A 16,091-nucleotide genomic window follows, 5' to 3' on the forward strand; every position below is an offset into this window, starting at 1 on the left:
AACGTGGCAAGCCAGCGCATCTAATTCAGGATTTTGAAAACTTCAGGCCGCGCCGCACAATTCAGCCAGTTTCTGACGCAAAGAGGTAGCGATACTGCCTTCCGGCACCTTGGCTTCTGTTTCCAGAAACTGCGCGCCGGGGCCCACCGTCGTGGATTCCTCTTTGGGCACCTCTTCATTCAACAAATTGGCAATGGCAGCATCTACCTTTGCCTCATCCAGAGACCGACCTTCGGATTGCATAGACCGCCATTTTGGCGGTGAATGAAGCGGTTTATCGTATTCATCGTACATAATGGCACCAAATCGTTAACTCAGACATCCAATTTCGGACGCGTCGCTAAAGACCGAAGGGAAAGCTCATAAACACCTATTTCCCACAATGCGTCGCATCCGCCCCACATGGGGCAACAATCAAGCTAAAATGTGGCAAAAAAAAGACCGAGCATCAAGTGGGGCTCGGATACGCCCAAGAAAATCTAAGCCGCTGCATTCAAAAACAAAAACAGTTCCAGAAGCAGGCGACTATTGCCCATAAATTGGAAACAGTTTTCGCGTCAGAATGGTGATTCCTGTAATGCGTCAGGTCCTGTCGCGCCAACGATTCACGATAGGATACCTACGATCCAGCCAGAATGCCCGCTTGGTCAAACGTGTCCCCGGGGCGGACTGAAACCGTTTGTATTCGCTGATATAGACCAAATGTTCGATCCGGCGCGCAACGGCTTCTTCGAACCCGGCGGCTACGCAATCCGCGATCGACCCATCCTGATCAACCAATATATCCAGAATGGCGTCCAGAACCGGATAATCCGGCAGGCTGTCACTGTCCTTCTGGTCTTCGCGCAACTCGGCACTAGGAGGTTTGTCGATGACCGAGGGTCGGATGACTTCACCCTCAGGGCCTTTCATCCAGCCGCGATGATTGGCATTGCGCCAGCGGCAGGTCTCGAACACGCGGGTTTTGTACAGGTCTTTGATCGGATTATAACCACCGTTCATATCCCCATAGATCGTGGCATATCCAACGGCGACTTCGGATTTGTTGCCTGTGGTCAGCAGCATCTCGCCGAACTTGTTCGACAGGGCCATCAGCAACAGCCCCCGCAGGCGGGACTGGATGTTTTCTTCGGTCAGATCTTCGTCTCGCCCGGCAAACAATGGGGCAAGCGTATCCGTGATCGCCGCGCGCCCCTGTGCAATAGGGACGAAATCATAGTGAACACCCAACGACTTAGCCACCGCTTCGGCATCATCCAAAGAATCCTGGCTGGTATATTCCGACGGCAACATCACGCAGCGAACATTTTCAGCGCCAATCGCATCCACCGCTATTGCCGCGACAAGGGCTGAATCAACGCCGCCAGAGAGACCCAGAACACCCTTTTTGAACCCGGTTTTGGCCATGTAATCACGCAGAGACTGGACCATCGCGCGATAGTCCTGCTCCCACGCATCTGGCTGCGGCACAATCTCGTCCGGAATTATGCGCCAACCTGCATCGCCGCGTTCAAGATCCACATGCGCTATCGCTTCGTCGAACACAGGCATTCGGAATGCCAGTTCTCCGCCTGGATTCAACCCGAAGGTCGCCCCGTCAAAGACCTGATCGTCCTGCCCTCCGACCATGTTCAGGTAAATCAGCGGCAATCCGGTCTCAACCACGCGCGCCACCATATGGTTCAGGCGCACATCATATTTGTTTCGGAAATAAGGCGAGCCGTTGGGGATCAGCAGAAACTCGGCTCCTGTCTCCTCCAGCGTCTCGGCAACATCCGGATGCCAGCTGTCTTCGCAGATCGGGCTGCCGATCCGAGAGTTGCCAACCGAATAGGGACCGCCCAGCGGGCCGGAATCATATAGGCGCACTTCGTCAAAGACTGTCTCATTCGGCAGGTGATGTTTCAGCACTTTACTGCTGATCCTGCCGTTCTTGAGGATGAGATAGGCGTTATACAGCCGGTCATCTTCGAACCACGGCCCACCGATCGCAATCGCAGGTCCATCGGCGCAACGTTCCGCAAGCGCCTCAACAGCTTTCATTGCGGCTTTGTGGAACGCGGGCTTGATCACAAGGTCCTGCGTATTATAGCCGGTGATGAACATCTCGGGGAAAGCAACAAGTTGGGCACCGGCCTCGCGCGCCTGTTCCCACGCAGAAAAAGCCTTGGCCGCATTGCCTTCCAAATCCCCGACAATGGGATTGAGTTGCGCCAGAGTGATACGGAAACGGTCGGCCATACTGCCCTCTTGCCCTCGTCTGTCCTATTGCCATTTACCAGATCGCACCGCGAGTGAAAGACCAATAAGGCAAAAGCCGTTGCCCTGCCTGCGTCGGTATCCTAGTTTTGCGCAAAAGCACGATGCTCGCGCAGACAGGACCAAACATGAACGTTTTTCGCACTTCAATCGCCGCAGTTGCATTGACCCTGTCAGCGCTGACCGCCTTCGCGCAGAACGATCAGGTAGTCGTGGCCGATGACGAAGTGGGCGGCGTATACGAAGGCACGTTCCTAAATGGCCTGCGGCACGGAACCGGCACCTACCAGTTGCCGGATGGTTTCGAATACGAAGGCGAATGGATCGAAGGCGAAATTCAGGGTCAGGGTATCGCGCGCTATGCTAACGGGTCGATCTATCAGGGCGCCTTTGCCAACGGTCAACCCGAAGGGTTCGGAACGATCATCTATGCTGATGGTGGCAGCTATGAAGGGGAATGGGCCGATGGCTCGTTCAACGGCCAAGGAGTCGCCGTCTATGCCAACGGAGCGAAATACGAAGGTGGGTTCAAGAATGCCCGGCACCACGGCAAAGGCACTCTGACCGACCCGACCGGAGAGGTCTACGAGGGCGACTGGGTCGACGGGGTCAAGCAGGGCAAAGGCAAGATCACCTCAGCCAAAGGCAACGTGTATGAGGGCGACATCAAAGACGGCAAGCGTCATGGCACAGGTAGCCTGACACGGCCGGAAGGTATGAGTTATACGGGTGACTGGTCCGAAAATCGCATGACCGGAAAAGGCCGTCTACTGCAAGCCAATGGCGATTTGTATGAAGGCGACTTTTTTGATGGGCGCCGACAAGGCAAGGGCAAGGCAACCTATGCCAGTGGCGCCATTTACGAAGGTGACTATCACGATGATCGCCGCCACGGCAAAGGCCGTTTTCTGGGCACGGACGGGTTTGACTATACTGGTGAATGGAAAGACGGCCAGATTGAGGGCCTCGGAGAGCTGACCTATCCTGACGGTTCGACCTATGTCGGTGATTTCAGTGCAGACCTGCCCCATGGCAAAGGAATGCACACCTATCCTGATGGCCTGATTTACGACGGCGACTGGATCGCCGGCGTCTTCGAGGGTCAGGGCAAGGCCACTTACCCGAACGGCGCCATCTACGATGGGCAGTTCAAGAACGGTCTGAACCACGGCACCGGTGTTCTGACATTTGCAAACGGGTACAAATATGAAGGCGATTGGGTCGACGGTGCGCGCCAGGGCGAGGGCACAGCCAGCTTCCCGGACGGAACGACCTACAAGGGCGATTTCAAAGATGGGCAGCGCCACGGGCAAGGATCGATAACCACACCGCGCGGCTTCACCTATACAGGCGGTTGGGTCGAGGGGAAGATCAGCGGCACCGGAACCGCTACCTATGCGACTGGTGACGTGTACGAAGGTGGGTTTTTGGACAACAAACGCCACGGTGACGGCACGATGCGCTATGCAGACGGCAAAGAAGAAACCGGCGTCTGGGAAAACGGTGTTCTGCCGGGTGAAAACACCAGCGAGCCGCAGGAGAGTGCTCCGGCAGACGACAGCGCGACAACGGCAACCAGCCCTGCCTCTGACGGTTAGCGGGTCTCACCACGGCACAGGTTTTCCAGCCCAGTCGAAGAACCCGCCCGTGTCTGCGGGCACAAGCGCCTTGGCGACGCTCAGCAGGTTTCGCGCGGCTTCATCCGATTCAACGGCCGGGTGTCGCCCGACATATTTGCGCGTGAATTCTGTACGCACTGTGCCCGGATGCAGGGCCACACAGATCGCCTGTTTGTGGGTGCGGGCCAGCTCAATCGCGGATGTGCGCACGATCTGATTGGCCGCCGCTTTTGCGGCCCGATAGCTGATCCATCCCCCCAGCCGATTATCTCCGATTGATCCGACGCGGGCGGACAACACCGCCACAACCGATCGCCTGTCCCGTGGCAACAGCCGCGCGGCCTGTGACAGCACAAGGGCCGGGCCAACCGCATTCAGGGCAAACTGGTCCATCATTGCTTGCGCTGAAATTGATCTGATGGACTTCTCTGGCTGTGCACCATTAATTTCCAAAGCACCCGTCGCAACGAAGATCATGTCAAACGGGCATTGCAATGCTTCCAGAGCCGGGCCGACAGCTTCGACATTCGTGAGGTCGAAACCATCAGCAGAACGCGACAAGGTGGTTACGTCTACGGATTGCATGGTCAACAGCCTTTGCAGCGCGGCACCGATACCACCCGAGGCACCTATGATGAGAGCTTTCTCCATTCCGGATCAACTAGCGGTCTTCACTCGGCAATCAACCGTCACGATTCGTGCAGGTTTTGACGTCTGCATGAAATTCCTACTTTTCATTCCCCGCATGCGCTGTATAAGCTCAACCCCATGATCAACCGCGCAGATATCCTTGTTGCCGACACCGCCCCCTGCGGTGCGTCTCTGCGGGGCCTACTGATCCTAATCCGCCTCTGAGCGTGCCACCCGGCGCGCCCGCTCAGAGGAGGACGCCCGCGCGCCATAGGCTTTAGGACAGAAGAAGAAAGAGAATCCCATGACCAATGTGACCGACCAAGACCGCGTCTTGATCTTTGACACCACTTTGCGCGACGGCGAGCAGAGCCCCGGCGCGACCATGACCCATGCCGAAAAGCTGGAAATCGCGGAACTGCTGGACGAGATGGGTGTCGACATCATCGAGGCCGGTTTCCCGATCGCATCAGAAGGCGACTTCAAAGCCGTCAGCGAGATTGCCGAGCGATCACAAAACAGCCGCATCTGTGGGTTGGCCCGTGCGAATTTCGCTGATATCGACCGCTGCTGGGAGGCGATCAAACACGCTGGCAAGAACCGCATCCACACTTTCATCGGCACTTCTCCACTGCACCGTGCCATTCCGAACCTGACCATGGACGAGATGGCCGACAAGATCCACGAAACCGTCAGCCACGCCCGCAACCTGTGCGAAAATGTACAGTGGTCGCCGATGGATGCGACCCGGACCGAGTGGGATTATCTGTGCCGTGTGATCGAGATCGCGATCAAGGCCGGTGCCACGACGATCAACATCCCCGACACTGTCGGTTACACGGCACCTGTCGAATCCGCTGACCTGATCAAGCGCCTGATCGAAACGGTTCCGGGCGCGGATGAGGTGGTGTTTGCCACCCATTGCCACAACGATCTTGGCATGGCGACGGCGAACTCACTGGCGGCTGTCGCTGGTGGTGCGCGTCAAATCGAGTGCACCATCAATGGCCTTGGCGAGCGTGCGGGCAATACTGCGCTGGAAGAAGTTGTGATGGCGCTGCGCACCCGCAATGACATCATGCCGTGGCATACCGGCATCGACACCACCAAGATCATGCATATCTCGCGCCGGGTTGCGACGGTTGCGGGCTTCCCGGTTCAGTTCAACAAAGCCATTGTCGGCAAGAATGCCTTTGCGCATGAAAGCGGAATCCATCAGGACGGCATGCTGAAGAACCGAGAGAATTTCGAGATCATGCGCCCTGAAGATATCGGCCTGTCGGGCACCTCTTTGCCGCTTGGCAAACACTCGGGCCGGGCTGCGTTGCGCGATAAGCTGGAAACGCTCGGCTTTGAGGTCGGTGACAATCAGCTCAAGGACATCTTCGTGCGGTTCAAGGATCTGGCCGACCGCAAGAAAGAGGTTTTTGACGACGACCTGATCGCGTTGATGAGCCAGGATGATGAGGCCGACGATCACCTGCAGTTGGTTTCGATGAAAGTCACCTGCGGCACCGGCGGTCAGGCGGAATCGACGGTCGAACTGGAAGTGGATGGCAAGGACATTGTCGCGACCGAACATGGCGACGGTCCAGTCGATGCCACCTTCAAAGCCGTTCGCCGAATCTATCCCAACACCGCCCGCCTGCAACTGTATCAGGTCCATGCTGTGACCGAGGGTACTGATGCGCAGGCAACCGTATCGGTTCGGCTGGAAGAGGACGGCATGATCGCCACCGGTCAGTCAGCGAACACCGATACGGTCGTGGCATCCGCCAAGGCCTATATCCACGCACTGAACCGCCTGATCATGCGCCGTGAAAAGGCCGGGCCAGGTGCAGACACGCGTGAAATCAGCTACAAGGACCTGACCTGACCGCCAGATGAAACTCCCAAGGGCTCCCGCACCCGCAGGTGCCCGGCTACGCCGGACGCCCTTGCGGCTTTGGGCCCGGCAGCGCGCCTGCGGCGCGCTGCCGGGCCCAACACGTTTGACGGCATCTTTAAGATGCTGGCAAATGGGGCGGGAGAACCCTATGGTCCGAAATCAGACTGGCGTCACAGCCCTTTGAACAGCTCTGACAGACGGTCCATTTCATCTTGGATGCCAAAGGGCGCGTTCAGCAGGAACATCCCTGATCCGACCATTCGGTGACCTTCCCGCGCAGGTGCAAACTGGACTTCATGACAGATCGCCTTGGGAAAGCCCTGCGCCTTCAACGCGGCAATCATCGGGGCCTGGCGTTGATCGGTCAGGATCGGATACCACAGCGCGATGACGCCCACATTCCATTTACGGTGCAGTTTTGAGATCACGCCCGGCAGCCGGTCATAATCCGCCTTCACCTCATAGCTGGGATCAATCATCAGCATCCCGCGCCGCGGCGTTGGCGGCAGCAACGACTGCGCCAGCTCAAACCCGTCCTGTTTGTACTCCTTTGCCCCAAAGGGGGACATGGTCATCGACAATGCCGCGTATTCCTGCGGGTGCAGCTCTGCGAAATGCAGGCTGTCCTGATCCCTCAGCAGGTTGGCCGCGATCAGCGGCGAACCGGCATAGCTGTTTTCTCCGTGCCGTTCATGAACCTTGGCCAGCGCCTGCGACAAAGGATGATCAGATGGAAACCACCCTTCGCGCTGCGCTCGCTTGATACCTACGGCGGCCTCGCCTGTGCGCACGGCTTCTGCTGCGTCTAACTGGTACAGGCCACGCCCGGAATGGGTTTCAAGATAGGTTATCGGCTTATCTTTTCGCGTCAGATAGTCCAGTACCCATGCCAAAAGAGCGTGCTTTTGAACATCAGCCAGATTCCCGGCGTGGTAAATGTGTTGATAAGAGAGCATGTTGCCTTCTAAAGTCCCTCTCAATAAGGCGGAAAGGTGCTGAGTTACGCGGAATCAGCCCTTTTACCGGGCGAGATGGCACCCTATAAGACATCCGTCCCGGAACCGTCGAGTCGCGGGCAGTAGAAATTCTGACGAACGGGATCAGTACAACATGGGCATCTTTGGCAATCTGGGCGGCTTGTTCTCAGCGGACATGGCGATCGACCTTGGAACAGCAAATACGCTTGTTTATGTCAAAGGGCGCGGTGTGATCCTGTCGGAACCTTCAGTTGTGGCTTACCACGTCAAGGATGGGGTTAAGAAAGTCCTCGCCGTCGGTGAGGATGCCAAGCTGATGCTGGGCCGAACCCCTGGTTCGATCGAAGCGATCCGCCCCATGCGCGAAGGCGTGATTGCGGATTTCGACACCGCTGAAGAAATGATCAAGCACTTTATTCGTAAGGTGCATAAACGCTCCACATTCTCAAAGCCCAAAATCATTGTCTGCGTCCCCCATGGTGCTACGCCTGTTGAAAAACGGGCCATTCGCCAATCGGTTATGTCCGCAGGCGCTCGCCGGGCGGGCCTGATCGCCGAACCCATCGCTGCGGCTATTGGTGCAGGAATGCCCATCACCGACCCGACCGGCAACATGGTTGTGGACATCGGCGGCGGTACCACCGAGGTTGCCGTTCTGTCGCTGGGCGACATTGTCTATGCCCGTTCGGTCCGCGTCGGCGGAGACCGGATGGATGAGGCGATTATCTCATACTTGCGCCGCCAGCAGAACCTGTTGGTGGGTGAATCCACCGCCGAGCGGATCAAGACCACCATCGGAACCGCCCGTATGCCTGATGACGGGCGCGGCCAGTCGATGCATATCCGTGGCCGCGATCTGTTGAATGGCGTGCCCAAAGAAATCGAAATCAGCCAGGCGCAGGTCGCCGAGGCCCTGTCGGAACCGGTTCAGGCAATCTGCGAAGCCGTTATGACCGCACTTGAAACCACGCCACCTGATCTGGCCGCAGATATCGTGGACCGCGGCGTCATGCTGACCGGTGGCGGTGCTTTGTTGGGCGATTTGGATTTGGCACTGCGGGAACAGACAGGTCTGGCCGTGTCAATTGCTGATGAAAGCCTGAACTGTGTGGCTTTGGGCACCGGCAAGGCACTGGAATACGAAAAACAGCTGCGCCACGCGATTGACTACGAAAGCTAAGGCGCGCACCCTCTAAAGGGTACATTCGGGCGCGAGCAGCACGGGAAGGAGTCCTGTGGCAAAGGACCGATCACAGCGCGATGAATACACCACCCCGCTCCGCCGTCTGCTGCTGGGGATCGTGGTTCTGTGCCTTCTGGGCATCTTTCTGGTCTGGCGCATTGACAGCCCTCGCGTCGAACGGTTTCGGGCGCAGGTTGTCGACAACGTGGTGCCCTCGATGGATTGGGCGATGGTTCCGGTTACCGCTGCGGTCAATCTGGCACGGGATTTTCAGAGCTATCAACGCCTGAGCGAGCAGAACCAGGAATTGCGCAGCGAGTTGCGTCTGATGCGCGCCTGGAAAGAGGCCGCACTGCAACTTGAGCAGGAAAATGCCCGGCTTCTGGATCTAAACAATGTGCGTCTCGATCCGCGCCTGACCTATATTACCGGGGTCGTCATGGCCGATAGCGGTTCTCCGTTCCGGCAGTCGGTTCTGTTGAACGTGGGCGAGCGTGACGGAATCATGGATGGATGGGCCACCATGGACGGGATTGGCGTTGTCGGCCGTATCTCGGGAGTTGGTCCAGATACCGCACGGGTGATCCTGATGACCGACGCAACCAGCGCGATACCTGCCACGATTCAACCGTCGGGGCAGACCGCTCTGATTGCCGGGGACAACACCGCCGCGCCTGTGGTTGAGTTTCTGGAGAATCGCGAACTGGTCCGCCCGGGCGACAGGGTTGTGACCTCGGGGGATGGCGGCGTTTTCCCTGGCGGCCTGCTGATCGGTCAGATTACCGCTGATCCGGGTGGCCGCCTGCGGGTGCGGCTGTCTGCAGATTTTGAACGGCTCAAATTTCTAAGAGTGCTGCGCTATCAGTCTGCGCCACTTATTCAGAACCCCGGAGGAATTGTCGGCCCACGCCAACCCGAGGCGGCACTGACACCGACGGAGACCGGCGATGGATAGTGCCGCGTCCAATCTGTGGCTCAAACGTGGCCTGTATCTGCTGTTGGCGCTGCTGGTCTTGTTCCTGCACCTGCTGCCACTGGACACGCAGCCGGATCGCTGGCCGTTTCCGGATTTCCTGATTGCGTTGACCTTTGCCTGGGTTCTGCGGCGCCCCGAATATGTGCCAACCCTGCTGGTCGCCCTGATCATGCTGGCAGCCGACCTTCTGTTTCAACGTCCCCCCGGCTTGCTGGCCGCGCTTGTTGTGTTGGGTACTGCCTATCTTCGGTCCGCAACTCCCGGGTTGCGCGACGCGGGCTTTTTGGGCGAATGGACCACCGTTGCCGTCGTGATCACAGCTGTTTTTTTCCTGAATCGCGTCATTCTTGCTATTCTGTCCGTGCAACAAGCGGCATTGGGGATGGTCGTGGTGCAAGTGGTTCTGACAATCGGGATCTACCCATTGATCGTTCTGCTCAGTCAGAACGGTTTTGGTGTGCGTCGTGTCGCACCTTCTGACCCTGGCCTGTCGGGAGGGCGGTAATGAAACAGCGCAAACCTAAGTCACAGGGCCTCGCCTATAAACGTTTGCCACGCCGTGCGCTGATCCTTGGAGGCCTGCAAGCCGCTTTTATCGGGGGTCTGGCTGCCCGGATGCGGTTTATGCAGGTAGATCAGGCTGACGAATACCGCCTGTTGGCCGAGGAAAACCGGATTAACATCCGCCTGATCCCGCCCACACGTGGTCGAATATACGATCGCAACGGGCAGATCATCGGGCAAAACTCTCCGTCCTACCGTATCGTCATGGTGCGCGAAGATGCGGGCGATGTTGAAGCCGTCATCTCCAAGCTTTCTGAACTGATCCCACTGACCGAGGATGAGGTCGAACGCGCCATGACCGAAATGCGCAGATCGGCCCCGTTCCTGCCGGTCACTCTGGCCGATCAAGTCACCTGGGAAGATATCTCGAAAGTTGCCGTCAACGCCCCCGCCCTGCCCGGTGTCACACCCGAGGTCGGGATGACCCGGCAATATCCCAGATATGAGGATTTCGCGCATATCGTCGGCTATGTCGGACCGGTCAGCGATTACGACCTCAGTCAGATAGAAGATCCGGAACCCGTTCTGCGCATTCCCCGTTTTCAGATCGGCAAGGTCGGGCTTGAGGCCAAACAGGAAATCAGTCTGCGTGGCAAAGCAGGCGCCAAACGCGTCGAAGTGAACGCCACCGGCCGCGTGATGCGTGAACTTGACCGTCAAGAAGGTTTGGCCGGGGCCGATTTGCAACTGTCGGTCGATGCCGATCTTCAACAATACGCTCAGGCCCGTTTGGCTGGTGAAAGCGCCGCAGCAGTGGTGATCGATTGTGAGACCGGTGATATCCGCGCCATCAGTTCCGCACCCAGCTTTGATCCCAACCTTTTTGTGCGCGGAATCTCGGTTGCCGATTACCGGGCTCTGACACAAGACAACTATCGCCCGTTGGCCAACAAGACAGTACAGGGCACTTATCCACCCGGCTCGACCTTTAAGATGATCACCGCCATGGCCGCGCTTGAGGCTGGGGTCATCGGTCCTGGAAACACTGTTTACTGCCCCGGCCACTTGAAAGTCGGCAGTCGCCGGTTCCATTGTTGGAAACGCGGCGGGCATGGTACAGTTGATCTTGGTCTGTCTCTGAAACGCAGCTGCGATGTGTATTATTACGACGTTGCCCTGCGCACAGGCATCGACAATATCTCCGACATGGCTCGTATCTTTGGGCTGGGCGTGAAACACGATATCCCGATGTCCGCAGTGGCTGCAGGGCTTGCCCCCAATCAGGCTTGGAAAGAGCGTGTCCACGGCGAAGAATGGCTGGTAGGTGACACTGCCAATGCCTCAATCGGTCAGGGCTTTATGCTGGCCTCACCGCTGCAACTAGCCGTCATGACAGCCCGGATTGCAACTGGGCGTGCGGTCTCGCCACGCCTTGTGCGTTCGGTCAATGGGGTTGAACAACCCTCGGGCGCGGGGGAACCGCTCGCGGTCAATCGGACTAATCTGGAATATGTCCGCAAGGCAATGTTTTCGGTCTCGAACGACCGGCGCGGCACCGCTTATCGCAGCCGTATCATCTCGGATGAGTTCCGTATGGCGGGCAAGACCGGCACCAGCCAAGTCCGCAATATCACCAAGGCAGAACGTGCGGCTGGCGTTATCCGCAACGAAGACCTGCCGTGGGAACGCCGTGACCACGCGCTGTTCGTCAGCTTTGCCCCCTATGACAACCCGAAATACGCCGTAGCCGTCGTGGTGGAACATGGCGGCGGGGGGTCGAAGGCCGCGGCACCGGTTGCACGGGATATCATGCTGCAGGCGCTGTACAACGGTACGCCACCACTCGAAGCCTATCCGGCCGCCGATCGTGAGCGTATCAAGGAACAGCAAAAACGGCTGGAGGGCGACCGCCGCCCCAAAGCGCGTCCGCCCCAGAAGGACCGCGCATGAGCTATCTTGAATATGCCGTCAAATCCACGCCATCGGGGTTCCGCAAGTTCCTGTATATGAACTGGCCCCTGACCCTGCTGCTGATCAGCGTGGCCAGCGCAGGGTTCCTGATGCTGTACTCGGTGGCGGGTGGATCATGGACCCCTTGGGCCGAACCTCAGATGGAACGCTTTGGGTTGGGCTTGATCGCGATGTTCATTGTGGCACTGGTCCCGATCTGGTTCTGGCGAAATATGTCGGTTCTGGCTTATCTGGCCGCGATCGCTCTACTTGTGGTGGTCGAGTTGTTCGGAACAGTTGGCATGGGCGCGCAACGCTGGATCGACCTGGGGTTCATGCGCCTGCAGCCATCAGAGGTGATGAAAGTAGCACTGGTGATGGTGCTTGCGGCCTATTACGACTGGCTCCCATCGCATAAAACGTCACACCCCCTTTGGGTTCTGATCCCTGTCATCCTGATCCTGATCCCAACCTTCATGGTGTTGCGCCAGCCGGATCTCGGCACCTCGATCCTGCTGCTGGCGGCGGGGGGAGGCCTGATGTTTCTGGCCGGCGTTCACTGGGCCTATTTCGCTGCGGTTATTGCCGCAGGTGTCGGTCTGATCGCCACGGTCTTCAACAGCCGCGGAACCGAGTGGCAGTTGCTCAAGGATTACCAGTTCCGCCGCATCGACACCTTCCTTGATCCCTCCACCGATCCGCTGGGCGCGGGGTATCACATCACCCAATCCAAGATCGCGCTGGGGTCCGGAGGCTGGAACGGGCGCGGGTTCATGCAGGGCACACAATCGCGCCTGAACTTCCTGCCCGAGAAACACACAGATTTCATCTTTACGACGCTGGCCGAAGAATTCGGATTTGTCGGCGGCATCACCCTGCTGGTTCTCTATGGGCTGATCCTGATCTTCTGCCTGGTTACGGCCCTGACAACCAAGGACAGGTTTTCCTCTTTGGTCACGCTGGGTATCGCACTGAACTTCTTCCTATTCTTTGCCGTGAACATGTCGATGGTCATGGGCTTGGCCCCAGTCGTAGGAGTTCCCCTGCCGATGGTCAGCTATGGCGGTTCGGCCATGCTGGTTTTGATGGCAGCTTTCGGCATCGTCCAAAGTGCCCATATTCACCGCCCCCGCTGATCCGAAAGGCCCGTTATGACTGCAAACATCCTGTTCTCGGCACGCCCCGAACTATGGCCCGTGTATCAACCCTTGATGACACAGTACCTGACTAATGCCGGGGTCGTGTTTCAGCTAGGCACCACGTTTGAACCAGATCAGGTGGATTACGTCGTCTATGCGCCCAATAGCGGCTTACGGGATTTTGCACCTTACACCCGCCTCAAAGCCGTGCTCAGCCTATGGGCTGGGATCGAAAGCATCGTCGAGAATGACACTCTGACTGTGCCGCTGGCGCGAATGGTGGACCACGGGTTGACGCAGGGAATGACCGAATGGGTCGTCGGTCACGTGCTGCGCTATCATCTGGGTATGGACCGGCACATCACGGTTCAGGATGGGGTTTGGGCCCCAGATCCACCACCGCTGGCCTCGGACAGAACCGTCTGCATCCTGGGCCTTGGCGCATTGGGAGAGGCCGCAGCCCGCGCGCTGTCGACACTGAATTTCAACGTTACCGGCTGGAGCCGCTCGGCCAAGGCCATCCCCGGGGTCACCTGCTTTCACGGTGAGGATGGGTTGCGTGCGGCACTGACACAGGCCGAGATCGCGGTTTTATTGCTGCCCGATACGCCTGCCACGGAAAACACACTGAACGCCGAAACCCTGTCGCTGATGCCTAAGGGTGCGCATATCATCAACCCGGGCCGAGGACCGCTGATCGACGATCACGCCTTGCTGGCAGCTCTGGATACGGGCCAGATCGGTCACGCAACGCTGGATGTTTTCCGGGTCGAGCCGCTACCTGCGAGCCACCCGTATTGGACGCATCCAAACGTCACGGTGACGCCTCACATTGCCTCTGAAACCCGCCCCGTTACATCGGCGCAGGTGATCTGTGAAAATATTCGCAGAGGTGAGGCGGGCGAGCCTTTCCTGCACCTCGTTGACCGCGAATTGGGATATTAGGCTGCGATAAGGCCGCGCCCCTTCAGCAGGGCCTCAACCCCCGGCAAACGACCGCGGAAGGCCAGATATAGTTCTTCGGCTTCGCGGGAACCGCCGGTGGACAGGATATTTTCCTCAAGCGCTTTTGCGCGTTCGGAATCAAAGGCGCCCCCCGCCTCTTCGAACGCGGCGAAGGCGTCAGCATCCATGACCTCGGACCACATATAGCTGTAATAGCCAGCGCTATAGCCGTCACCAGCAAACACATGCGCAAAATGCGGCGTGGCATGGCGCATCCCGATTGCCGCGGGCATTCCCAGATCCGCCAGAACTTCTGCCTGTCTCGCCATCGGCTCGTCGGGCGCTGCGCCCTCATGAAAGGCCAGATCAACCAGCGCCGAGGCCACATATTCTACAGTCTGGAACCCCTGATCGAAATTGGCGGCCTTGAGCACTTTCTTTAGCATCTCCTGCGGCATCGGCGCGCCGGTTTCGGCATGAGTGGCGAATTCGGCCAGAACCTCTGGGACTTCAAGCCAGTGTTCGTATAGCTGGCTGGGCAGCTCGACAAAGTCGCGCGCAACGGAGGTGCCCGAGATGCTTTCATAGGTCACGTTCGACAGCATCTGGTGCAACGCATGGCCGAATTCATGGAACAAAGTCCGAGCGTCGTCATAAGACAGCAGCGCCGGATCACCCTTGGCGAAATTACAGACGTTGATCACGACCGGAGCCTGCACCTTGGGAAACTTTGCCTGCCCGCGCATCGCGCTGCACCAAGCGCCTGACCGTTTGGAGCCGCGTGCAAAGTAATCCCCAATGAACACCGCGATATGTTGCCCGTTCCGTGTCACCTCCCAGGCCCGGCAGTCCGGATGGTACAGCGGTATGTCCAACCGCTTGAATTCCAGCCCGAACAAACGGTTCGCGCAGGCAAAAGAGGCCTCGATCATGCGATCCAACTGCAGGTACGGTTTCAGCGCCGCCTCATCGAGATCGTGTTCAGCCTTGCGGCGTTTCTCGGCGTAGTAACGCCAGTCCCACGCTTCCAAGGGCCCATTGACCCCATCATTCTGCATCATCTGCGTCAGGATTTCGGCATCAGCATTGGCGCGCGTTTTGGCAGGCTCCCAAACCTGCATCAGCAGATCACGGACGCGGTCGGGCGTGCGGGCCATTTCGGTTTCCAGTTTGAAATCGGCAAAGCTTTCATAGCCCAGCAGCTTTGCACGTTCCTGACGCAACTGCAGGATTTCGGCGGCAATTTCCCGGTTGTCAGTCTCGCCGCCATTTGCCCCCCGGGCAGTCCATGCGCGATAGGCTTTCTGGCGCAAATCCCGGCGCGGTGAAAACTGCAGAAACGGTACGATCAGTGACCGGGACAGGGTGACAACCGGTCCTTTTGCACCCTTTTCCTCACCCGCTGCCCGGGCAGAATTGACCACAAAACCAGGAAGCCCCTGTAGGTCATCTTCGGACAATTCCATGAACCAATCGCGCTCATCGGCAAGAAGGTTCTGGGTGAAGGACGTCCCCAGCGAGGCAAGCCGCGCTTTGATCTCTTGCATCCGCGTGTCTTCGTTTCCCTCAAGCGCCGCACCAGCGCGCACAAACCCGCGATGCGACAGCATCAGAACGCGTGCCTGCTCATCCGTCAGGCCCAGTTCATCCTTGCGCGCCCACAGGTCGGCGACCCGCTGAAACAACGCCTTGTTGGACGAAATCCCCGAGAAATGCGCGGCCAGCTTGGGTGAAAATTCGCGCTGCAACTCCTCACGCAAGGGATTGCTGTCTGCGCCCGCGACCGTGAAGAATACCGACAGAACCTTGTCCATCATCTCTCCTGCAGCTTCCAGCGCTTCGACCGTGTTGGCAAAAGTCGGGGCCTCCGGGTTAGAGGCAATCGCGCCAATCTCAGCGTTATGGGCCTGCATGGCCGCGTCCAGGGCCGGGGCGAAATCCGTGTCGGAAATCTTGTCGAACGGCGCAATTTCGAACGCGCTGGTCCAGGCGGACAGAATCGGGTTGTTCATTGAAGTCTC

At 58.2% G+C, this 16,091-nt stretch carries 13 protein-coding genes; 8 read left to right on the top strand and 5 right to left on the bottom strand.

Annotated elements, in window-relative coordinates:
* Positions 1–42 precede the first annotated feature (42 nt).
* Together AC2FH8_RS06535 and AC2FH8_RS06540 are read right to left on the bottom strand one after the other, a co-directional pair.
* The gene (locus AC2FH8_RS06535; protein WP_281972510.1) at positions 43–294 is read right to left on the bottom strand and encodes a hypothetical protein; all 252 of its coding nucleotides are present in this window, start codon (positions 292–294) and stop codon (positions 43–45) included.
* A 288-nt stretch (positions 295–582) separates the two neighbouring features.
* Positions 583–2,241, bottom strand: coding sequence for an NAD+ synthase (locus AC2FH8_RS06540; RefSeq protein ID WP_281995373.1), 1,659 nt, complete (start codon positions 2,239–2,241; stop codon positions 583–585).
* A gap of 146 nt (positions 2,242–2,387) precedes the next feature.
* Here AC2FH8_RS06540 and AC2FH8_RS06545 point away from each other — a divergent pair, with 146 nt between their 5' ends.
* Positions 2,388–3,857: an MORN repeat-containing protein gene (locus AC2FH8_RS06545; protein WP_142635608.1), complete on the top strand. Its 1,470-nt coding sequence runs from the start codon at positions 2,388–2,390 to the stop codon at positions 3,855–3,857.
* A gap of 6 nt (positions 3,858–3,863) precedes the next feature.
* Here AC2FH8_RS06545 and AC2FH8_RS06550 read toward each other — a convergent pair whose 3' ends face one another.
* The gene (locus AC2FH8_RS06550) at positions 3,864–4,529 is read right to left on the bottom strand and encodes an SDR family NAD(P)-dependent oxidoreductase (RefSeq protein WP_496688925.1); all 666 of its coding nucleotides are present in this window, start codon (positions 4,527–4,529) and stop codon (positions 3,864–3,866) included.
* Positions 4,530–4,812: 283 nt separating this feature from the next.
* On the opposite strand from AC2FH8_RS06550, the gene AC2FH8_RS06555 reads away from it, so the two are divergent.
* Positions 4,813–6,384, top strand: a complete 1,572-nt coding sequence (locus AC2FH8_RS06555) for a 2-isopropylmalate synthase (RefSeq protein ID WP_496688927.1) — start codon at positions 4,813–4,815, stop codon at positions 6,382–6,384.
* 182 nt (positions 6,385–6,566) lie between these two features.
* Here the strand turns inward: AC2FH8_RS06555 and rlmJ are convergent, their stop codons facing one another.
* Positions 6,567–7,352 carry a 23S rRNA (adenine(2030)-N(6))-methyltransferase RlmJ gene (rlmJ, locus tag AC2FH8_RS06560; RefSeq protein ID WP_496688929.1) on the bottom strand — a complete coding sequence of 262 codons (786 nt, stop codon included), beginning with the start codon at positions 7,350–7,352 and terminating at the stop codon, positions 6,567–6,569.
* A gap of 154 nt (positions 7,353–7,506) precedes the next feature.
* On the opposite strand from rlmJ, the gene AC2FH8_RS06565 reads away from it, so the two are divergent.
* The 6 genes from AC2FH8_RS06565 to AC2FH8_RS06590 are packed head-to-tail and all read left to right on the top strand — an operon-like array spanning position 7,507 to position 14,070.
* The gene (locus AC2FH8_RS06565; protein WP_142635599.1) at positions 7,507–8,553 is read left to right on the top strand and encodes a rod shape-determining protein; all 1,047 of its coding nucleotides are present in this window, start codon (positions 7,507–7,509) and stop codon (positions 8,551–8,553) included.
* 55 nt (positions 8,554–8,608) lie between these two features.
* The gene (gene mreC / locus AC2FH8_RS06570) at positions 8,609–9,511 is read left to right on the top strand and encodes a rod shape-determining protein MreC (protein WP_496688931.1); all 903 of its coding nucleotides are present in this window, start codon (positions 8,609–8,611) and stop codon (positions 9,509–9,511) included.
* Positions 9,504–10,037: a rod shape-determining protein MreD gene (locus tag AC2FH8_RS06575; RefSeq protein WP_142635595.1), complete on the top strand. Its 534-nt coding sequence runs from the start codon at positions 9,504–9,506 to the stop codon at positions 10,035–10,037. The genes mreC and AC2FH8_RS06575 overlap by 8 nt, the downstream gene beginning before the upstream one ends.
* Positions 10,037–11,986: a penicillin-binding protein 2 gene (mrdA, locus tag AC2FH8_RS06580; RefSeq protein WP_496688933.1), complete on the top strand. Its 1,950-nt coding sequence runs from the start codon at positions 10,037–10,039 to the stop codon at positions 11,984–11,986. Before AC2FH8_RS06575 ends, mrdA begins: the two co-directional genes overlap by 1 nt.
* Positions 11,983–13,122, top strand: a complete 1,140-nt coding sequence (gene rodA / locus AC2FH8_RS06585) for a rod shape-determining protein RodA (RefSeq protein WP_496688935.1) — start codon at positions 11,983–11,985, stop codon at positions 13,120–13,122. Before mrdA ends, rodA begins: the two co-directional genes overlap by 4 nt.
* Before the next feature lie 15 nt (positions 13,123–13,137).
* On the top strand, positions 13,138–14,070 hold the full coding sequence (locus tag AC2FH8_RS06590; protein WP_281995379.1) for a 2-hydroxyacid dehydrogenase: 933 nt from the start codon (positions 13,138–13,140) through the stop codon (positions 14,068–14,070).
* On the opposite strand, the gene AC2FH8_RS06595 is transcribed toward AC2FH8_RS06590, so the two are convergent.
* Positions 14,067–16,082 carry a M3 family metallopeptidase gene (locus tag AC2FH8_RS06595; RefSeq protein ID WP_496688937.1) on the bottom strand — a complete coding sequence of 672 codons (2,016 nt, stop codon included), beginning with the start codon at positions 16,080–16,082 and terminating at the stop codon, positions 14,067–14,069. The two genes, AC2FH8_RS06590 and AC2FH8_RS06595, sit on opposite strands and share 4 nt — an antisense overlap.
* Positions 16,083–16,091 lie beyond the last annotated feature (9 nt).

This window comes from Ruegeria sp. CDSC025, from assembly GCF_059610805.1.

Excerpts from the sequence above, each read along its gene's own strand:
- AC2FH8_RS06555 (WP_496688927.1), top strand. The coding sequence starts at position 4,813 with ATGACCAATGTGACCGACCAAGACCGCGTCTTGATCTTTGACACCACT.
- AC2FH8_RS06590 (WP_281995379.1), top strand. The coding sequence starts at position 13,138 with ATGACTGCAAACATCCTGTTCTCGGCACGCCCCGAACTATGGCCCGTG.
- AC2FH8_RS06575 (WP_142635595.1), top strand. The coding sequence starts at position 9,504 with ATGGATAGTGCCGCGTCCAATCTGTGGCTCAAACGTGGCCTGTATCTG.
- AC2FH8_RS06545 (WP_142635608.1), top strand. The coding sequence starts at position 2,388 with ATGAACGTTTTTCGCACTTCAATCGCCGCAGTTGCATTGACCCTGTCA.
- rlmJ (WP_496688929.1), bottom strand. The coding sequence starts at position 7,352 with ATGCTCTCTTATCAACACATTTACCACGCCGGGAATCTGGCTGATGTT.
- mrdA (WP_496688933.1), top strand. The coding sequence starts at position 10,037 with ATGAAACAGCGCAAACCTAAGTCACAGGGCCTCGCCTATAAACGTTTG.
- AC2FH8_RS06550 (WP_496688925.1), bottom strand. The coding sequence starts at position 4,529 with ATGGAGAAAGCTCTCATCATAGGTGCCTCGGGTGGTATCGGTGCCGCG.
- AC2FH8_RS06565 (WP_142635599.1), top strand. The coding sequence starts at position 7,507 with ATGGGCATCTTTGGCAATCTGGGCGGCTTGTTCTCAGCGGACATGGCG.
- AC2FH8_RS06535 (WP_281972510.1), bottom strand. The coding sequence starts at position 294 with ATGTACGATGAATACGATAAACCGCTTCATTCACCGCCAAAATGGCGG.
- rodA (WP_496688935.1), top strand. The coding sequence starts at position 11,983 with ATGAGCTATCTTGAATATGCCGTCAAATCCACGCCATCGGGGTTCCGC.
- AC2FH8_RS06595 (WP_496688937.1), bottom strand. The coding sequence starts at position 16,082 with ATGAACAACCCGATTCTGTCCGCCTGGACCAGCGCGTTCGAAATTGCG.
- AC2FH8_RS06540 (WP_281995373.1), bottom strand. The coding sequence starts at position 2,241 with ATGGCCGACCGTTTCCGTATCACTCTGGCGCAACTCAATCCCATTGTC.